Origin of the sequence: Bradyrhizobium sp. Rc3b, assembly GCF_900114915.1 — a bacterium.
Taxonomy (GTDB): Bacteria; Pseudomonadota; Alphaproteobacteria; order Rhizobiales; family Xanthobacteraceae; genus Bradyrhizobium.
In genome coordinates this window covers 243,907-260,597 of sequence record NZ_FOUS01000005.1, presented here as the reverse complement: position 1 = coordinate 260,597, position 16,691 = coordinate 243,907, and the positions used below count along the sequence as shown (strand labels likewise).

The window sequence follows — 16,691 nt, the reverse complement described above, 5'->3', positions numbered from 1 at the left end:
GTTCCGTCCTTGCGCAGGGTCCCCTCGTCCGTTATAGGGACCCCACCCGACGTAAGTGGACTATTAGGGCACGTAGCTCAGCGGGAGAGCACTACCTTGACATGGTAGGGGTCACAGGTTCGATCCCTGTCGTGCCCACCATCCTTCGCTCGCGAAGCGAGAAAAGGATGCCGCGCCGAAGCCCGAAGGGCGCAGGCGGGCTGCCGCCGCGAGCTACGGCTCGGCAAGCCACGATCTCAATGCGAAGCGTGTCCGGCGTAGCTCGAAGAGCGGAGACGGACTGGGGCGTCTTGCTCGGTTTCGCTGGACAGCCCGTAGCCCGGATGGAGCGAAGCGCAATCCGGGTTGCCCCTGCAGAGGCCCATCCCGGCCATCACTTCAGTTCCGTGTTCGCCACCGGCAGGATGGAGGCGACGTGCCAGCCGGTCGCATCCTGAACGTAGGTCTGGCTGATCAGAAACGTATTTTGTTGCGACGGCTTGCTCGGAAGGCCGCGTGTGAAAACGATTGGAACGAGAATCTGCATCACCTCGTTCGAGATCACCGCAACGTGGAATTTCGACATGTCGGGTTCGAGGTGCCAGGTGCCCTCGTAATAGGCCTTGAAGCGGGTGGCGACCGCATCGCGGCCTCGCGTCTCGATGCCTCTCGCAAACAACAGCGTGCCGGGCGAATTCCAGAGCATCACCTTCACATCGTCCGCATCATGCGCATTCTGCGCGGCGATGAATTTCTCGAAGATGGCTCGTGCCTCGGCGTCATTTGCGGCAGCTTGCGCCCCTCCTGCTGACCAGAACGTTGCGGCGAGCACCAGCGCTGCGGTCGCTGCCGCAGCACGACGGCATCGCCCAGATGGCCGCGGCCTGATGGAGCCTCGAGACATCTCGGAAGGGGGCATGGTTACCTCTCGTTTTGAATGATAGCCGTAATATCATCGATCGCCTCGCCGACCTTTCAGGATCGCGCGATCCGCGGTCGCCGCTGCATCACGTCTTCGTTGCCCACGCCTTGGTGGATTGCCGCAGGGATTTAGCCTGCCCCGCGCGGTCGGGGGCTGCCCCCTGGAACAGGCCGGTGCTGCCGCGCATTGATCCGCCATGTCCAAGACCCGCGGAAAAAGGTTTGCCGTCGGCGACCACGTCAGCTGGAATTCCGAGGCCGGCCGGGTGCGCGTCCATATCCAGCGCGTGCACACCGCCGACGTCGATTACAAGGGCTACGTCCATCACGCCACGCCCGACGATCCGCAGTACGAGATCAGGAGCGACAAGACCGATCACGTCGCCCTGCACAAGGGCCGGGCGTTGCGGTCGTTGAAAAGCTGACGGCCGGCGAGCCGAGCGGTCGAGGTCTCACCATGGCTCATCCGTTCTTCACCATCGGCCACGCCACACGTTCGATCGAGGAATTCCTCGAATTGTTGCATCACAGCGCGGTCACCTTCGTGGTTGACGTTCGGACCGTGCCCCGCTCCCGTACCAACCCGCAGTACAATCGCGAGACCCTGCCGCAATCGCTCGCGGCTGCTTCGATCGGCTACGAGCACATTGCCTCGCTCGGCGGCCTGCGCAGCCGCAAGCGCGAGGTGCCGCGTGAGACCAATGCCTTCTGGCAGAACGGCAGCTTTCACAATTACGCCGACCACGCGATGGGCGCGGCCTTTCACGAAGGGCTCGCACATCTGCGCGCCGTCGGGCAGATGGAGCGCTGCGCCATCATGTGCGCGGAGACATTGTGGTGGCGATGTCACCGTAGGATCATCACCGACTACCTGCTCGCCGCCGGCGAGACGGTGTTCCACATTCTCGGTCCCGGGCAGGTCAAACCGGCCGAAATGAACCCGGCGGCGCGGGGCGTGGCTGACGGCCGCCTAGCCTACCCAGCCGAGAGTTAGCCAATCCTCGCCGCGGAGATTATGCTTGCGCTCCATCCTGGCTGCGATGTGGCCTTCCGACGCGAGCCCGCCCATGAGCATATCCGTCATCGAGCAAGCAAAAATCCAGGCCCAGGTGCTGGTGCCGCTGGTCAAGGCGCTCCAGGCCGAGCTCGGCGAGGCGCGCGCCAACGCGCTGGTGCGCAAGGCGCTCGGCGATCTCTATCGCGGCTTCGGCGAGGAATTCTGGAAGGCCAAGAACGGGGGCGAGAGCGAAGCCGATCTTGGCAAGGCTGTATCGTCTGCCTTCAAGACCTACTCCCGCGATGACGCGCTCGCCTATGACGTCATCGAGCAGTCGCATGATGCCTTTGCCTTCGACGTCAAGCGCTGCGCCTATGCCGAATTCTATAAAGCGCTCGGCGAACCGGAGCTCGGCTTCCTCCTGATCTGCACGGCCGATTTTGCGACCGCGGAAGGCTTTGGTCCCGACATCAAGCTCACGCGGACGCAGACGATCATGCAAGGCGCGTCCCATTGCGACTTCCGCTATCGGCGCGATGGCGGCGAGGGCCGGTGAGGGAGCGCCTCCTCTCACGTCCCGCCGTCTTTTGCTCCCAGCAGCACATCCTTCAACCCGGTCGGATAAAGGCTCGGTCCGTCGTCCACATCGAGATCGGCAAGGTTGAACCAGCGCGCGACGATCGGCTCTCCATTGTCCTCGAGGAAGTCGATGCGGTCCTCACCGGCGAAGGCGCCGTCAGGAAACTCCACCTCGCAGATGAACATCACCTCGTGCCCGGTCGATCCCTCGTGCACAAAAATGTTCTCCAGCACCAACGGCTCGCTTGTGATGGTGACGTCGATGCCGAGCTCCTCGTTGAGCTCGCGCATCAGCGCAGCGCGCCAGCTCTCGCCGAACTCGATCTCGCCGCCGAGCGGGCGTACGCCCTTGATCCGCCCGGCATCGTCGCGAATTTCGGCCGCCAGCAGGCGCCCGTCCCGCCAGTGCAGGCCGATCGCGACGACGCGGATGTGGGGATGAGGGCGCCAAATGGTCATGACGGATCGTTATCGCGCGCGCCGCCTCCGTGCAATGCACGAAGGTCAGGTCTTCACGCCAGGCCTGATCAGCTTCGCAGGCTTGATCCATGATTCGCGGCCTGTCATTGTCCGGTCATCCGCCACGGCGAGCTGGTGCGATCGAGCTATCGCGTGCGACGAAATGCGTCGCTCCGCCGGATGTGAAGAGAAGGCAGGCTATTGAGATGAGCAGCGTGAATAAGCCCGGCGGCAACTACTTGCCGGTGATCATCCATGGCGGGCTCGCCTATGTCAGTGGCCAGCTGCCGCGTCGCGGCGAAGACCTGCTGTATGTGGGCAAGGTCGGAGCAGGCGTCGATATCGCGGCCGCACAGGAAGCTGCTGCCCTTTGCGCTGATCTCTGCATCTCCGCCATCAATCACGCCACAGGCGGAGAGGACCGGATCGTCCAGGTCCTGCAGCTCGTTGGATACGTCGCTTCAGCGCCTGGATTTACCCAGCAGTCGCAAGTCATGAACGGTGCCTCCGACCGGCTGATCGAACGCCTCGGCGAGCGCGGTCGTCATACGCGGACGTCCGTCGGCGTCGCCGAGTTGCCGCGAGGGGCGCCGGTCGAGCTGAACATGATTGCCGCTGTTCGGTCATAGCGGGCAGCGTTATCTGACGAGATATTTGGCAATCGCCGCCTCGTCCCACGCGATCCCGTTGCCGGGCTCCTCGCTCGGCAGCGCAAAGCCGTCCTTGATATCGAGCCGCGTCGACAGCACAGCGTCGGCCCAGTCGACATATTCCAGCCAGTGCGCCGTCGGCGTCACGCAGAGCAGATGCGCGCTCACTTCGGAGAACAGATGCGAGGACATCTCGATGCCGGCGGCATGCGCGAGCGACGCGGCGCGCAGCCATCCGGTCACGCCGCCGATCCGTTGCACGTCGGGCATCACGTAATCGCAGGCTTCCGCGGAAAGCGCCGCCTGCATCGAGAAGGCGCTGTCAAAATTCTCGCCGATCTGGACCGGCGTATGCAGTGCGTCGGCGATGCGGGCGCAGCCGGCATAATCGTCGTGGCGGATCGGCTCCTCGATCCAGCTCAAGCCCTCGTCGTCGAGCATCTCGCCGCGTTGGATGGCGTCGGTCACCGTCAGTGCCTGGTTGTAGTCGCACATCAGCGTCACCTCGTCGCCGACGGCCTTTCTCACCGCGCGGACGACGGCGAGATCCTCCCGCGCATCAGGCCGGCCGACGCGGATCTTGGCGGCCTGAAACCCCTCGGCCAGCAGCTTGTGCGCCTCCTCGACCGCGGCGCCCGCCGGCATGATGCCGAGCCCCTTCGAATTGTACGCCCTGACCGGCTTCGGCGCGCCGCCGAGCAGCCGTGCCAGCGGCAGGCCTCTGCTGCGGGCAAGCGCATCCCACGCCGCCATGTCGATGCCGGATTGCGCCAGCCGCTGCAGGCCGGCGAGGCCAAGCAGGGTGAAGCGCTGGGTCAGCTTGCGCTCGATCTCGAACGGCAGCAGCTCGTCGCCGGCAAGCAGGTCTGACATTTCCGTGACCATCGCCGTCAGCGGCTTCAATGCCGACGGTGTGATCGAGAACAGATAGGCGTGCCCGCGGGCGCCCTGGTCGGTCTCGCAGTCGATCAGCACCAGCGGGGCTTTGGCGACAGCGCCGGTCGAGGTCTGCAGCGGCAGGTTCATCGGCACGATCACGGGCCGCGCATGGAAGCGCTTGATGCGAATGGTCTCGGTCATGAGTCTCTCCAGGCGGGGGCGGAACGATCAGGCTACTTTTGCTGCAAGGCCATGCGAACGCCAAGACCCAGGTAGATCGCCCCGATGACGCGGCCCTGCCAGCGGCCGATGCTGCGATGACGGGTGAGCCAGCCAGCGACTTGCCCGGCAACAAGAGCGATCAACGCGGTGTAGATCGCGCTCATGATGACGAAGATGAGGCCAAGAATTGCAAGCTGGGCAACGACGGAGCCCTTCTCGGAATGTACGAACTGTGGGAGAAAGGCCAGGAAGAAGAGCGCCGTCTTCGGGTTGAGCAGTTCGGCCAGCACCGCCTGCCGGAAGGCGAGCGACGCGTCGACCAAACGCGACTGCGCCAACTTGATATCCTCGCCTCTTTCCATAAGCGCGCGGATGCCGAGATATATGAGGTAGGCAGCGCCGGCGTACTTCACCAGGCTGAAGGCGAGGGCCGAGGTCATCAGCACCGCCGACAATCCGAGCGTAGCCATCGCGGTGTGAAGCAGGTCTCCAGTAGCGATGCCAAGACCGGTGGCAATTCCGACGCGATGCCCGCCCACAGACGCGCGCCCGAGCACCAAGAGCACCGCGGGACCCGGAATGAGAAAGAGGCCGAGAACCACCGCGATATAGGTCAGCAACGTGTCGAACTGGATCATGGTGAGTTCCGGTCTGATTGTCAGGAGCTAGAACCAGCCAGACCCGGTCTCTCAATGCAAGCCCTCGATGCGGCATAGGCTCCTGGTTCTCAGAGCTGTCTCCATCAGCCGCGAGGTGATTCCCTATTCGGTCGACGCGCTGAGCGATGCGGCGGCCGAGCGAAGCGGTGTCATCACCGAGCGCGCGCCGGGCCTGGAGCTCTATCTCGATCCCGCGGTGGTGAAATCCGGCGATGCGGCGCGCGCTGCTGGAAAACGCACTGGCTTCGCTCAAGCCCGCGTGAGGGCTGCTGTTCTGAGAGAGCTTCCGTGGGGCATGCTCTCTTACCCTCCAGGGGAGGGTAAGCGTGCGCTTCCCGCAACGAGAGAGGAAGGAGGCCCACCAAAAGGTCTACGTGGGCCTCACCTCGCCGCCCCCTCCGTGAACGCCGTCTCGATCACCTCACCAAAAGGCTGCCACGACCGCCCGTCGAACTGCACCAGCCGCATCTGCTTGATCGGCAGATAGTTGTTCGGCGAGGTATTCATCCTGATGTTGGGCAGCGCGACGGAAGGGTTGTAACCCCTCAGCGAAGCCGCCTGACGCATGATGTTCTCGCGTGACAGGTCGTCGCCGCATTGCTTCAGCACCTGCGTCAACGCCTCGGCCGCGGCGTAGCCGAAGACCGCGGCGCTGTTGTTGGTGCTTTCGACTTGATGGTATTTGTCCATGAAGGCGAACCATTCCTTCATGGCAGGATCGTCTTTCCAGGCGGGGTCGCTGGGGTCCTTCAGGAAGGCCGCCGAGATCACGCCGGCCGAATTCTCCAGGCCTGCGGGCGCCATCGCATTGGCGATCGAGGCGGAAGTATCGTTGACGATGAAGACCGGACGCCAGTTGAGCGAAGCCGCGAGCCTGATCACCTTGGATGCCGTCGACGGTACGCCTAGAAAGACGAAGATATCGGCGCCGGCGCGCTTGAGGATCGAGACGTGCCCGTCGAGGTGCTCGTCACCGATGTCAAAGGCGATGTCGACGAGGACATGGCGGTTTAGATCGCCAAGTCCGTCCTGGATTCCCTTGTAGAGCATGCGTCCGAACTGGTCGTTCTGCCAGAGCACGACGATCTTCTTCCTGGGATAATAGGCCTGAATGTAGTTGGCGTAGATGCGCCCCTCCGACCGGATCGACGGCTGCCAGCCCATGGTCCAGGGGAAAGCCCTGGCCTGGCTCAGCTCCTCGTCGCCGGAGGCGACGAAAAGCTGCGGCACCTTCTTCTCGTTCAGATACCAGCGCGTGGCGAGATTGCCGGGCGTGCCGAACGACCCGAACATCAGGTGCACGTCGTCCTTCTCGACCAGATTGCGCGTCAGCTCCAGCGCGGTCGACGGATCGGAATTGTCGTCGCGCGTGATGAAGCGGATCTTGCGGCCATTGATGCCGCCGCGCGCGTTGACCATGTCGAAATAGGCGGCCTCCGCCTGACCGATCGCGCCGAATTCAGAGAGCGCTCCCGAATACGGCATGACATTGCCGACGCGGATTTCCTTGTCGCTTGTGGGTTGGTCCGCGCGTTGCTCGGACATCGCGCCAAGCGACGCGAGTGCGGCGATCAAAACGAACAGCAGTCTGCCGGTGACGCGCATGCTCGACACCTTGTCGTTGGCCCCCAACGAGGTCGGCTCAGTCCGCACCAAGGCGAGTTGATCTAGATCAGGCGTTTGGCAATCGTGTGGCTTGGCAGCCCGCTTCAATACAGCGCAGGCCCGTACGAAATGGCAGGCGTACTGACACGCCGCTACGGCAGCCCGCGCGCCTCGAGCTGATGCACCAGCAGCAGGGTCGGCTCGGCGAGGCTGTCGCCGGAGCCATCCAATCCGAAGGCGGAGGCGATGCCGTCGCGGCTGCGCAGCAGCGCGCTGCGCGGACAATGGCCGGCGCCGCAGAGCGTCTTCTTCAGGGTCTCGCCCTGCGTCACGAGGCCAGGGGAATCGTCCGCGGCCCAGGCCAGCACGATCGGCACATCGACATTGAGGATGCCGGGGAATACCGAGCGCGCGTTGTACTGGCTGGCGTCGCCGCCGAGATAGGCCTTCTCGCTGTCGCTGGCGTCCTTGCCGGCACGGTAGATGCCGGATACCAGCACGACGGCCGCGACATCGGCACGGTCGGCCTGGAGGTCGGGATGCGCCAGCAGGGTTGCGACATGGAACGCGCCGGCGCCGTAGCCGACCGCGACGATCTCGCGGGCGTCGCCGTTGAACAGGTCGATATTGCCGTGAACCCAGGACAGCGCCGCCGCCACGTCGGTCGCTCCCATCGGCCAGGTCGCTGCGGGGGCCAGGCGATAATTGACGCGCACCCCGATCATGTCATTGCGGGCGGCAAAGCACATGGCCTGGTCCTGGATCTGGCGCGACAGCTCGGGGGCGGCGCGGTCACCGGTGAAACTGTCGCCGGTCACGAACAGCAGCACCGGCCGCGGCGTATCCGCCTTGGTCGTGCTGGCGGCGACGTCGAGCACGTTGGCCTCGCTCTCGCCGTAGCGCAGGCCCCGCGAGAAGGTGACCTGCTCGCACAGCCGCGCGGTGCCGCCGGCGGTGGTGTCGGAATCGGTCAGGCCTGTCTGGATGAGGTCGGAGGGCGGCGTCAGCGGCGCCGGCAACGGGCCATGCGCGGATGCTGTCGTGATGGTCAGAAACAGGAAAAAAGCGAGATAATTCTTCATTTGGTGCCGGCCTTTGCGCCCCCCATATTGGTTCGCCGGTTTGGCCTGTCTTTTCAATTCGCCTTATTCGTCCGCCTTGAGGCGATTTCACGGCACCTTTGGTTCGTCCGCCGTTTCAAGGCTTGGCGGCGTTTCAGGCGGCGCTCTTGCGCTTGGCAGCCTTCTTCGTCGTCTTCTTGGCGGACTTCTTCTTTGCAGCCTTCCGGGCGGCGAGATAGGCCTCGACCTTCCTGGAGGAATGGCCGGCCGCGGCGACGGCAGCTTTCAGCTTGGCCGGGGTGATCTTGAATCTCTTCGACCAGTAACGGACCTCATAGGCTTCGCTCAGCGCGATCCGGCTCTTGTCGGAGGCGCGGTGCTTCTGGAGCTTGATATACGCCTCGACCTTCTTGGCGGAACGGCCGACCTTCTTGACGGCGTATTTCAGCTTGGCGGGGGTCACCTTGAACTTCTTCGACCAGTAGGCGACTTCATATTTTTCCGTGAGCGCAATCAGCGCCCGATCGGCCCCGCCGCGCTTTGCCTTGTTGTCGGCCATGCTTCCCTCCTGCCGCGGAATGCGTGCTGCCAATCTAGCATGCAACCGGATTCGGAAGGCAAGACGCAAGCCGTGCGGTGATTGCGCAAGGCGGCGGTTTTGCACCGATGTGTCAAACCCTTGTGCGGCGTGGCCACGCCTCGGGCAGAACGGGCGTTCTACTTTGCATGGGGTTGTTTTCGCATTTTTTGTTTGGCCGGCCGCGTTAGGCCCGCTTCATCGTCCGGAACGTGATGGAGTAACGCCGCGCCTCGACCGGCGGGATACTGTGCTCCCATTGCGAGCGCGCCTCGCCCTCCATCATGTACAGCGAGCGCGACTGGGCCTCGAGCGTATGGCGCTGCCATTTGTCGCCGCTGCGGCGGCGGAAGCGGAATTTGCAGGCCGAGCCGAGCGACAGGCCGAGGATCTTGTCGAAGTGCGGCTTGTCGCGGTGCCAGCCGATGCCGACGCCGGCCTCATACTCGGTGCAGAGCATCTGCCGGACGCTGGCCTCCGGCAGCCCGGCCCAGGCCTCGGCCTGACGCGCGATGGTCAATAGCCAGTCCGGGATCGGCTCCGCCTCGGCGAGCCGCTGCAGCGTGTAGTCATAGCGATAGCCGAACGACGCCACCCGGCGGTTGCCCTCGAACGCCCCGAACTGAAAACGCTCGAGCGGCAATGTTGCGATGCGGCCGATCAAGCCTTGCTCGACGGCGGTTTCGATAAAATTGTCCGCGTAGCGAAGACCGGTAGGGCCTTCGTCAGGGACGGCGAACAAGCCAAGCTGCGTCATGCCTCGCATTTCCGTGATGGAACCTAATGGCGGCTGGTGCGACTTACATATGACGCGGGAAGAAACGTGCGAGGCTGTCATGGCACACAAGCATACCGCCGATCCGGCAGAGATCATGCGGGCGACCGGTCATCCTGAGCTGGAATATGCCGCTGGCTGGACCATCGCTGGTCTCGTCACCATCGGCACAATCGTCGCGGCGTGGGTGTTTGCGATCTAGGGCATGATCCGGAAAAGTGTGAAGCGGTTTTCCGAACAGATCATGCCCAAATAAAAGCTGAGGGGCGATGACCTCATCGCGCCTCAGGCGACAGGGAATTGTAGCTCGAAGGCCGCGCCCTCGTCGGTCGGCTTCAGCCTGATCGAGCCGCCATGGCTCGCCATCACCGCCCGCGCGATCGCAAGCCCCATCCCGGTGCCGCCCTGGTCGCGGCGGGTGGTGAAGAAGGCATCAAAAATCCTGTCGCGGTTCGGTGCCGAGATCGGCTCGCCGTCATTGCTCACCGTCAGACGCAGGGTCGTGCGCTCGTCCACAGCATGCAGCCTGATCGTCCCGGCCTTGTGCCGCATCGCGTTGTCGGCGAGATGCGACAGCACGATCAGCGCCTTTTCGCTGGACATGCCGATCGCCCGGTCGAGGCTGCCGCTGGCCTCGATGGAGCTTGCCGGAAACCTGTTCCTGAGATCGGCGATGACGGGTGCAAGCTCCGTGCGCTCGTTCTGCGGCAGGCTCTCGGCGCGCGCCAGATCGCGCAGCCGCTGCGCCATCGCCTCCAACCGCTGAGTGTCGGACAGGATGTTGGCGATGAACGTCTTCTGCTCGGCCGGCGTCAGTCCGTCAGACCTGCCTTGATACGAATCCTGCAGCAGCTCGGCCGCGCCCTTGATCGAGGTCAGCGGTGATTTCAGCTCGTGGGTGAGATGGGCCGAGAATGTCGCGATATAGTCGGAACGTCGCGCCAGCTGCTCGGCCATGCCGAGGAAGCTGTGCGAGAGCTGGGCGAACTCGCGCGTGCCGTAATGCCGGAGCGGCTGGAAGGCCTCGCGGTCGCCGCGGCCGATCCGTGCGGCACGGTCGATCAGCTCGCGCATCGGCAGGGTGATGGTGCGCGAGAACACCAGGCCGATCGCGATCGTGCCGAGGATGACGGCGAGCCCGGCCAGCACGAACTTGGCGCGCTCCTGATAAAGATGGTCGAAGATGTTACTCGGCGTCCGCGTGGTGTAGATCACGCCGGCGACGCGGTTGTTGACGATGACGGGCATCGCCGAGAACACGTGCACGCCGAGGCCGCGGCTGAAGGAATAGATCGGCGGCGGCGGCTTGTCCGGCACGCGGTTGCGCAAGGTGGCGCGGTATTGCCCGTGCAGCGCGTCCGCGACCTCCTCGATATGGGCGAGCGATTGGCCGACCTCCTGCCGCCCGGCGATGACGACGCCCTGCGGATCGAGGATGCGGAAGCCCGCCAGCGTTACCTTCTGGGTCTCGCGGATGATCGGCGTCAGCCTTGCGCCGATCTCGACATAGGCCGCCTGCGACGGATGAGACGCGGCTTGCGCATCCGGCCGCCGGCGCAGCAGATCGTTGGCGGTGAGATCGAGCGCGGGGCGGATCGGGGTGACCTGGTCGCCGGGGTCGGGCAGCACGTTCGGCGGCACCTCGGCGCCGAGCGTCAGGCCGCTGTCGAGCCTGGCCGTGACCTCCTGTGCATAGATCGTCGCCAGCACGCGGCTTTGCGCGATCAGCTCGGCCTGGGTCTGGCGGATTAACTGGTTGTCATAGAGGCGGAAGAAGAACAGGCCGACCAGCGGCAGCACGCCTACGGTGGTCAGCACCGTGAAGATCACGAGGGCCAGCGACGGCCGCCATTTGTCGGGCGCCGCGCTCATGCCGCTTTCTCGCAGCGGCCGAGCTTGAAGCCGACGCCGTGGATGGTCTCGATCACGTTGTCGCAGGCCAGCGCGGCGAGCTTGGCTCGGATGTTGCGGATGTGGCTGTCGATGGTGCGGTCGGAGACCTGGATGTTGAGCTGATAGGCCGCCCGCATCAGCTGCTCGCGGTTGAACACCGAGGTCGGTCGGGTCAGGAACGCACGCAGGATGCCGAACTCGATCGCGGTCAGCTTCAGCGGCGTGCCGGCAAAGGTCGCGACATGCTGCTCGGGATCGATCAGCAGGCCGCCTTGCGACAGCGCGGTGGGACCCGCCTTGATCTCGCCGTTGCGCGGACTGAGCCGGCGCAGGATCACGTTGACCCGCGCCACCAGCTCGCGCGGGCTGAACGGCTTCGTCACGTAGTCGTCGCCGCCGATCTCGAGGCCGAGGATGCGGTCGATCTCCTCGTCGCGCGCCGACAGGAACAGGATCGGCACGTCGGACGTCTTGCGGATCTCGCGGCAGACATCGAGGCCGTCGAACTCGGGCATACCGATGTCGAGCACGATCAGATCGGGCCTGTCGGCGGCAAAGCGGCTGAGCGCCTCCTTGCCGTCGCGGGCCTCGATCACGTCCATGCCGGCCTTCTTCAGCGCAACGCGGATGACCTCGCGGATATGGCCTTCGTCGTCGACGATGAGAATGCGATGCGCCAAGAAAGTCTCCGCTCACCCTGCCGGCCGGCTGCCGGTCTGATCTTTCGCCTGCGCGTCCAGCCTGCGCTGCAGTCGCCAGCTCCGAAAGCCCCAGCTCCGCCAGGCCAGATCCTGACGCTGCTGTTCTACAAGGCGGTCGCGTCGCGACACAAGACAGCTCTCGCTGGCGCCGGGCCGAAGTGCGATGGCCCTGTCGATGGCGGGGAGTGCCTGCGGTCCGAGCGTCAGGAGATAGTCGATGTCGATCTGCACGCCGTTGCCCGATGCTTCCCGGCTGTGGCTGACATTGTAGTCGGCAATGAAGGCATCGAAGTTCACGAGTGAGCAGCCATAGAGCACGATCGCGAGCGCGATCAGATTGACGCCCACGAGCCATTGGTTGGACCGGTTGAGGGCGATGCGGGTCACGATCAGGACCAGTCCGAGCGCGACCAGCCCCATCCAGATGAAGGCCGCGATCCGCCAGTAGGTCAGCATGTAGATGTCGACGTAGAGGTTGAGGCGAAGGATGGAGGAGGCGACGAGAAGCACGTTTTGCCCGACCCAGAGATAGACCAGCGGGCGGATCACTGGCGATTTCTCAGCCGGCCCGCCCGGGCGCATCGCAACAAGCACGAAAGCCGCCGCGAGCAGGGCGGTCACGATCAGCGGATAGGCGCCGCGATGCGCATAGCCCGCATAGGTCAGATTGTCCGGCAGCGCCATATGGCCCCAGAGATAGATGCCGTCGAGAATGGACTGCGCCGCGAACAGCAGGTTGAACAGGATCAACGAGCGCAGGATGGTGGAGGGGCCAAGAAACTCCGCCGAGACCAGCGGCGGGAGCGGCGGCGGCACAGGTCCGTCCGCGACGGCGGTGGCGACTATGGATTTGCGCCGCCAGCGCACATGGATGAACGGCCAGACCAACGCCAGCATCAAGGCCCAGAACAGTGCGCGCGGGATGCTGATATATTGGAGGATGAGTTTCGGATTGAGCAGGGACACCCATTGCTCGATCACCGGATTGGCCGCGGCGAACAGCGCGACGAAGACCGTGCTGAGTGCTGCCGGGAGCAGCCAGCGCGCGATGCCGCGGGTCAGCGCCGACGCGTTGAACCCCTGAGGCGCATCGAGGAAGAACCTGAAGGGGCCGAGCAGGACGAAGTTGCGTAGCGCGCGGACGCGGTCGGCGAGCCCGGTCGTCTCCGGATTGGTCGCCAGCAGCAGGGCGATAAGCAGAGCCGCGCCGAGGATCAGCAACGAGATCGCGTTGAGCTCCTCGACGGCCGGTGCGAGGCCGGCGATGAGAATGGCTGTGGCGATCAGGGCGCGCCGCAGGTTCAGGGCCGCGTGATTGAAGAGCACCGACACGCAAGCCGTGGCGACGGCAAAGAGGGCCAGCGATAGGCCGATCCGGTGGCCATAGAACAGCCAGTCCGCCAGTGCGGCCAGCACCAGCGCGAGGCCGAGCTTGGCCGGAATGGAGGAATGCCTGAGCGGCTGGAGGTCCGCTGCTATCGTCGAAGCCAGGCTCGTCATGTCCAGAAGACCTTTCGTGATGGGTGGCATCACGAAGTCTGAACGGTGCTTGTGCAGAAGCCGGGATCATCGTCTGCACGGTTTCAGGAGTCTTTTGCAGTTTTCGTGCAGGCGCGCTTTTGCCTCTCGCCCAGCGCAAATCGCTTTGATAGGTGCGAAGCATCGCCACTCCCAGCGCGTGATGCATCATGCAATTCCTCCGCCGTATCGGTCTCATCCTGCTCTGGCTTGCCGCGCCTGTGGTCGCATTCGCGGCCGCGAACAAGAACGATCCCTATCTGGTCCCGTTGCGCGGCGCCGGAAACATCGCGCTTGTCGTCGCAAGCATCGCGATCGTCGTTCTCCTGCTGCGCCGCGGGCGCTGGCGTAGTATCGCGGGCAAGCTGCTCGTCACGCTCTGGTGCTTGTCGCCGCTCCTGATGTCCGCGGCACATCTGAAGTTCGAGCTGCGCAAGCACGACGTTCTCGGCGCAAGCGCCGCCGAGGCGCGACAGCTCGGGCCTCATTTCATGGTCGGCTATTCCTCGTTTCCCGAGGTCGCGCGGCTGGCCGAGCAGGGATTGATCGGCGGCGTCTACGTGACCCGGCACAACATCCGGGGCCGGACGATTGCGGCGCTACGTGCCGAAATCTCGGCGCTTCAGGACAAGCGGCGCGCGGCGGGCCTGCCGCCGCTGGTCGTCGCTGCCGACCAGGAAGGCGGCATCGTCGGGCATCTTGCCCCGCCGCTGACCAAGGTGCCGGCGCTGGCGACGCTCACCGGGCTGGCGCCCGACGACCAGCAAGCCAAAGCCGAAGAATTCGGCCGCATTCACGGACACGAGCTCAGTGCGCTTGGCGTCAACCTCAATCTCGCGCCGGTGCTCGACCTCAAGCCGCCGGCGAGGCGCAACCGTCTCGATTTCCACACGCTGATCGGCCAGCGCGCAATTGCAACCGATCCTGCTGTCGTCAGCACGATCGCAAGTGCCTATGTCCGCGGGCTGGAAGAATCCGGCGTCGGTGCCACGCTCAAGCATTTTCCGGGCATCGGCCGCGTGCGCAACGACACGCATCATTTCAGTGCCAATCTCGATACACCGGTTGGGGAATTGGAAGCCACCGACTGGCTTCCGTTCCGCGAGGTGCTGTCGCATTCGCGTAGCGCGCTGATGGTCGGCCATGTCACGCTGACCGCGGTCGATCCCGACCGTGCGGCCTCGCATTCCAAGCGCGTCGTCGATGGCATTCTCCGGGACAAATGGGGCTACCAGGGCATGGTGATGACCGACGACCTCGTGATGGGGGCGATCTACCAGAACGACGTCTGCAAGGCCGTGGTCGAGGCGATCAATGCCGGCGTCGACCTGCTGCTGGTCGCCTATGACGGAACGCAGTTCTACCGCGTCTTCGCCTGCGCTCTGGACGGCTGGCGGCAGGGCCGGCTCGATGCGGCGATGCTGCGCGCAAGCGCGACGCGTCTGGAAAGAGGATTTCCGATCGAGCAGGCACTCGTAGGCTCGGGCGCGATCAGCCTCGCCCGCCAGGACTAGCTTTTCACATACTGACGGTAGTCCGGCTCGCGGTGAAACCAGAACTCGTAGCCGGTGACGGCCTTCTGCATGGCGACGTCGTGGATCGGCTGGTTGAGCGGAACGATCGGCACGTCGCGCATGCAGAGCGCGATGAAGTCCTTCACGCACTGGTCGTACTCGGCCGCGTCCGCGGTGAAGCGGGCCTTGTCGATCAGCGCGTCCATCTCCTTGTTCTGGTAGGAGGAGATGTTGAAGATCGAGTTGTTGCCGTGGAAATTCCAGTAGAAGTAATATTCGGGATAATCGAGCCAGCCGCTGAAACGGTTGAGCGCAAGCGGCAGCTCTTTTTTATTCAGCGTCGTCCGCCAGTTTGCGCCGGGGGTCTTTTCGATTCCCGCCTTGATCCCGATCTTGGCGAGGTTCTCCTGGATCAGGATCGCGGTCGGCTCGCCGACGGTCGCGGTGCCTGTGTCGAGCGACAAGGTCGTCTCCAGGCCAGAGGCGAAGCCGGCTTCCTTCATCAACGCCTTGGCCTTGTCGAGATCGGTGACATAGGGAAACGGCTGCGGCCAAACCGGCTTTGAAACGTCGGCGGCGCCGCCGTACATGGGAACGGCGCGGCCGAAGAACGCGCTGCTCTGGATCTGCTCATACGGCATCGCCCAGGCGATGGCCTGGCGCAGCTTGGCGTTGTCGAACGGCGGCTTTGCGGTGTTCAGAGCAACGTACCAGAGCGCATTGGGGATCGGCACGCCCGACACCCTGACCTTGCCTTCCCTGATCAGCTGGTCGAAATCGCGCGGCGCAAAGCCGCTCGACAAGTCCGCATCGCCTCGCTCCAGCATGGCGCGGCGCGTGCCGCCGGAGGGAACGTCGCGTGCGATCACGCGCCTGATCTTCGGCAACGGTCCGCTCTTCCAGTCGTCGAAGCGCGCCAGCACGGTCTCGCTGCCGGGCTTCCAGCTCTCGATCCTGTAGGCGCCGCCGCCGGCCTCGTTGTTCTTCAGCCACGCCAGCGCCCACGGGTCTTCAACCGTCGCATTTTTCTTCGCCAGCTCGGAATTGATGATGAACGGCACCACGACGGCGACGTTGAACAGCAGCATCTTGTCCTTGCGGACATAGTCGATGCGGAAAGTGTGATCGTCGACGACTACGAACTGCTCGGGCTTTTCCAGCGATCCCGCCGACATCTGGAAGGTCGGAAAGCCGCCGACCTTCACCGCGCGGTCGAACGACCATTTCACGTCCTTGGCCGTAACCGGCGTCCCGTCGTGGAATTTTGCATCTTTTCGCAGGCGGAAGGTGCAGGACATGCCGTCGGCCGCGACCTCCCAGCTCTCGGCGAGTTCGGGCGCGAGCCTCTCGCGATCATACGACAGCGTTCCGTCCGGCAGCGTCTTGGAGGCGTAGGAGAGCAGGCGGTCGTAGCAATTCCACGATAGCCCGTTCACGGTCTGGTTGGAGCCGACGCCCTGCATGTCCAGCGAGTTCGGACCCAGCTCCTGCACCACCAGCAGCGTCTCGCTCCGGCCCCGCGCCCAGGCGAAGGAAGGCGCGACGGCGCTGATGCCGGCGGCACCCACGCCGCCGAGCACCACGCTGCGGCGGCTGATATGGAAGGGTGAACTGCTCATGGGGGCCTCCTGTCCGGCAATTGTCCGGTATCGAGAGGCAAGGTGTGTGCCACCGGCACGAATGATCGTACCGTATCCATGGC

Annotated in this window: 18 protein-coding genes and 1 tRNA gene; 7 read left to right on the top strand and 12 right to left on the bottom strand. The window is 64.4% G+C overall.

What is annotated here, in order from left to right:
- Positions 1-66 precede the first annotated feature (66 nt).
- A tRNA-Val gene (locus tag BM190_RS13880) sits at positions 67-141 on the top strand.
- Between the two features lie 232 nt (positions 142-373).
- Here BM190_RS13880 and BM190_RS13875 read toward each other — a convergent pair.
- Positions 374-898: a DUF4440 domain-containing protein gene (locus tag BM190_RS13875; protein WP_092255471.1), complete on the bottom strand. Its 525-nt coding sequence runs from the start codon at positions 896-898 to the stop codon at positions 374-376.
- Positions 899-1,097: 199 nt separating this feature from the next.
- Between BM190_RS13875 and BM190_RS13870 the strand changes: the two genes are divergently transcribed.
- The 3 genes from BM190_RS13870 (at position 1,098) to BM190_RS13860 (ending at position 2,453) form a co-directional block, all read left to right on the top strand.
- On the top strand, positions 1,098-1,325 hold the full coding sequence (locus BM190_RS13870) for a hypervirulence associated TUDOR domain-containing protein (RefSeq protein WP_092255468.1): 228 nt from the start codon (positions 1,098-1,100) through the stop codon (positions 1,323-1,325).
- Positions 1,326-1,357: 32 nt separating this feature from the next.
- Positions 1,358-1,894 carry a DUF488 domain-containing protein gene (locus tag BM190_RS13865; RefSeq protein ID WP_092255465.1) on the top strand — a complete coding sequence of 179 codons (537 nt, stop codon included), beginning with the start codon at positions 1,358-1,360 and terminating at the stop codon, positions 1,892-1,894.
- A gap of 73 nt (positions 1,895-1,967) precedes the next feature.
- Positions 1,968-2,453, top strand: a complete 486-nt coding sequence (locus BM190_RS13860; protein WP_092255934.1) for an L-2-amino-thiazoline-4-carboxylic acid hydrolase — start codon at positions 1,968-1,970, stop codon at positions 2,451-2,453.
- A gap of 14 nt (positions 2,454-2,467) precedes the next feature.
- Here BM190_RS13860 and BM190_RS13855 read toward each other — a convergent pair whose 3' ends face one another.
- Entirely contained in the window at positions 2,468-2,935 is a 468-nt protein-coding gene (locus BM190_RS13855; protein WP_092255463.1) for an NUDIX hydrolase, read from the bottom strand.
- 89 nt (positions 2,936-3,024) lie between these two features.
- On the opposite strand from BM190_RS13855, the gene BM190_RS13850 reads away from it, so the two are divergent.
- Complete coding sequence (locus tag BM190_RS13850) at positions 3,025-3,564, top strand: RidA family protein (protein WP_244550645.1); 540 nt, start codon at positions 3,025-3,027, stop codon at positions 3,562-3,564.
- 9 nt (positions 3,565-3,573) lie between these two features.
- Here the strand turns inward: BM190_RS13850 and BM190_RS13845 are convergent, their stop codons facing one another.
- The 6 genes from BM190_RS13845 to BM190_RS13815 all read right to left on the bottom strand — a co-directional run bounded on the left by BM190_RS13845 (position 3,574) and on the right by BM190_RS13815 (position 9,345).
- Positions 3,574-4,665: an enolase C-terminal domain-like protein gene (locus tag BM190_RS13845; protein WP_092255460.1), complete on the bottom strand. Its 1,092-nt coding sequence runs from the start codon at positions 4,663-4,665 to the stop codon at positions 3,574-3,576.
- 32 nt (positions 4,666-4,697) lie between these two features.
- Positions 4,698-5,324 (bottom strand): LysE family translocator, encoded by a 627-nt coding sequence (locus BM190_RS13840; protein WP_018316147.1) that lies wholly within the window; start codon positions 5,322-5,324, stop codon positions 4,698-4,700.
- Between the two features lie 402 nt (positions 5,325-5,726).
- Positions 5,727-6,950 (bottom strand): ABC transporter substrate-binding protein, encoded by a 1,224-nt coding sequence (locus BM190_RS13830; RefSeq protein WP_177237084.1) that lies wholly within the window; start codon positions 6,948-6,950, stop codon positions 5,727-5,729.
- Between the two features lie 152 nt (positions 6,951-7,102).
- On the bottom strand, positions 7,103-8,032 hold the full coding sequence (locus tag BM190_RS13825; protein WP_092255458.1) for an alpha/beta hydrolase: 930 nt from the start codon (positions 8,030-8,032) through the stop codon (positions 7,103-7,105).
- A gap of 133 nt (positions 8,033-8,165) precedes the next feature.
- Positions 8,166-8,570: a DUF3606 domain-containing protein gene (locus BM190_RS13820; protein ID WP_092255454.1), complete on the bottom strand. Its 405-nt coding sequence runs from the start codon at positions 8,568-8,570 to the stop codon at positions 8,166-8,168.
- 205 nt (positions 8,571-8,775) lie between these two features.
- Complete coding sequence (locus BM190_RS13815; protein ID WP_092255450.1) at positions 8,776-9,345, bottom strand: alpha-ketoglutarate-dependent dioxygenase AlkB; 570 nt, start codon at positions 9,343-9,345, stop codon at positions 8,776-8,778.
- A 79-nt stretch (positions 9,346-9,424) separates the two neighbouring features.
- On the opposite strand from BM190_RS13815, the gene BM190_RS40400 reads away from it, so the two are divergent.
- Complete coding sequence (locus tag BM190_RS40400) at positions 9,425-9,565, top strand: hypothetical protein (protein ID WP_018321489.1); 141 nt, start codon at positions 9,425-9,427, stop codon at positions 9,563-9,565.
- An 83-nt stretch (positions 9,566-9,648) separates the two neighbouring features.
- Here BM190_RS40400 and BM190_RS13810 read toward each other — a convergent pair whose 3' ends face one another.
- Genes BM190_RS13810 through BM190_RS13800 form a run of 3 tightly spaced genes read right to left on the bottom strand, consistent with a single transcriptional unit; the run spans position 9,649 to position 13,457 of the window.
- Positions 9,649-11,235, bottom strand: coding sequence for an ATP-binding protein (locus tag BM190_RS13810; protein ID WP_092255447.1), 1,587 nt, complete (start codon positions 11,233-11,235; stop codon positions 9,649-9,651).
- Positions 11,232-11,936: a response regulator gene (locus BM190_RS13805; RefSeq protein ID WP_092255443.1), complete on the bottom strand. Its 705-nt coding sequence runs from the start codon at positions 11,934-11,936 to the stop codon at positions 11,232-11,234. The genes BM190_RS13810 and BM190_RS13805 overlap by 4 nt, the downstream gene beginning before the upstream one ends.
- Positions 11,937-11,948: 12 nt before the next feature.
- Positions 11,949-13,457, bottom strand: a complete 1,509-nt coding sequence (locus BM190_RS13800) for a DUF4153 domain-containing protein (RefSeq protein ID WP_177237067.1) — start codon at positions 13,455-13,457, stop codon at positions 11,949-11,951.
- Positions 13,458-13,645: 188 nt separating this feature from the next.
- Here BM190_RS13800 and BM190_RS13795 point away from each other — a divergent pair, with 188 nt between their 5' ends.
- Positions 13,646-14,989 (top strand): glycoside hydrolase family 3 N-terminal domain-containing protein, encoded by a 1,344-nt coding sequence (locus tag BM190_RS13795; RefSeq protein ID WP_092255437.1) that lies wholly within the window; start codon positions 13,646-13,648, stop codon positions 14,987-14,989.
- On the opposite strand, the gene BM190_RS13790 is transcribed toward BM190_RS13795, so the two are convergent.
- Complete coding sequence (locus BM190_RS13790) at positions 14,986-16,608, bottom strand: ABC transporter substrate-binding protein (RefSeq protein WP_092255434.1); 1,623 nt, start codon at positions 16,606-16,608, stop codon at positions 14,986-14,988. The two genes, BM190_RS13795 and BM190_RS13790, sit on opposite strands and share 4 nt — an antisense overlap.
- Positions 16,609-16,691: the final 83 nt, after the last annotated feature.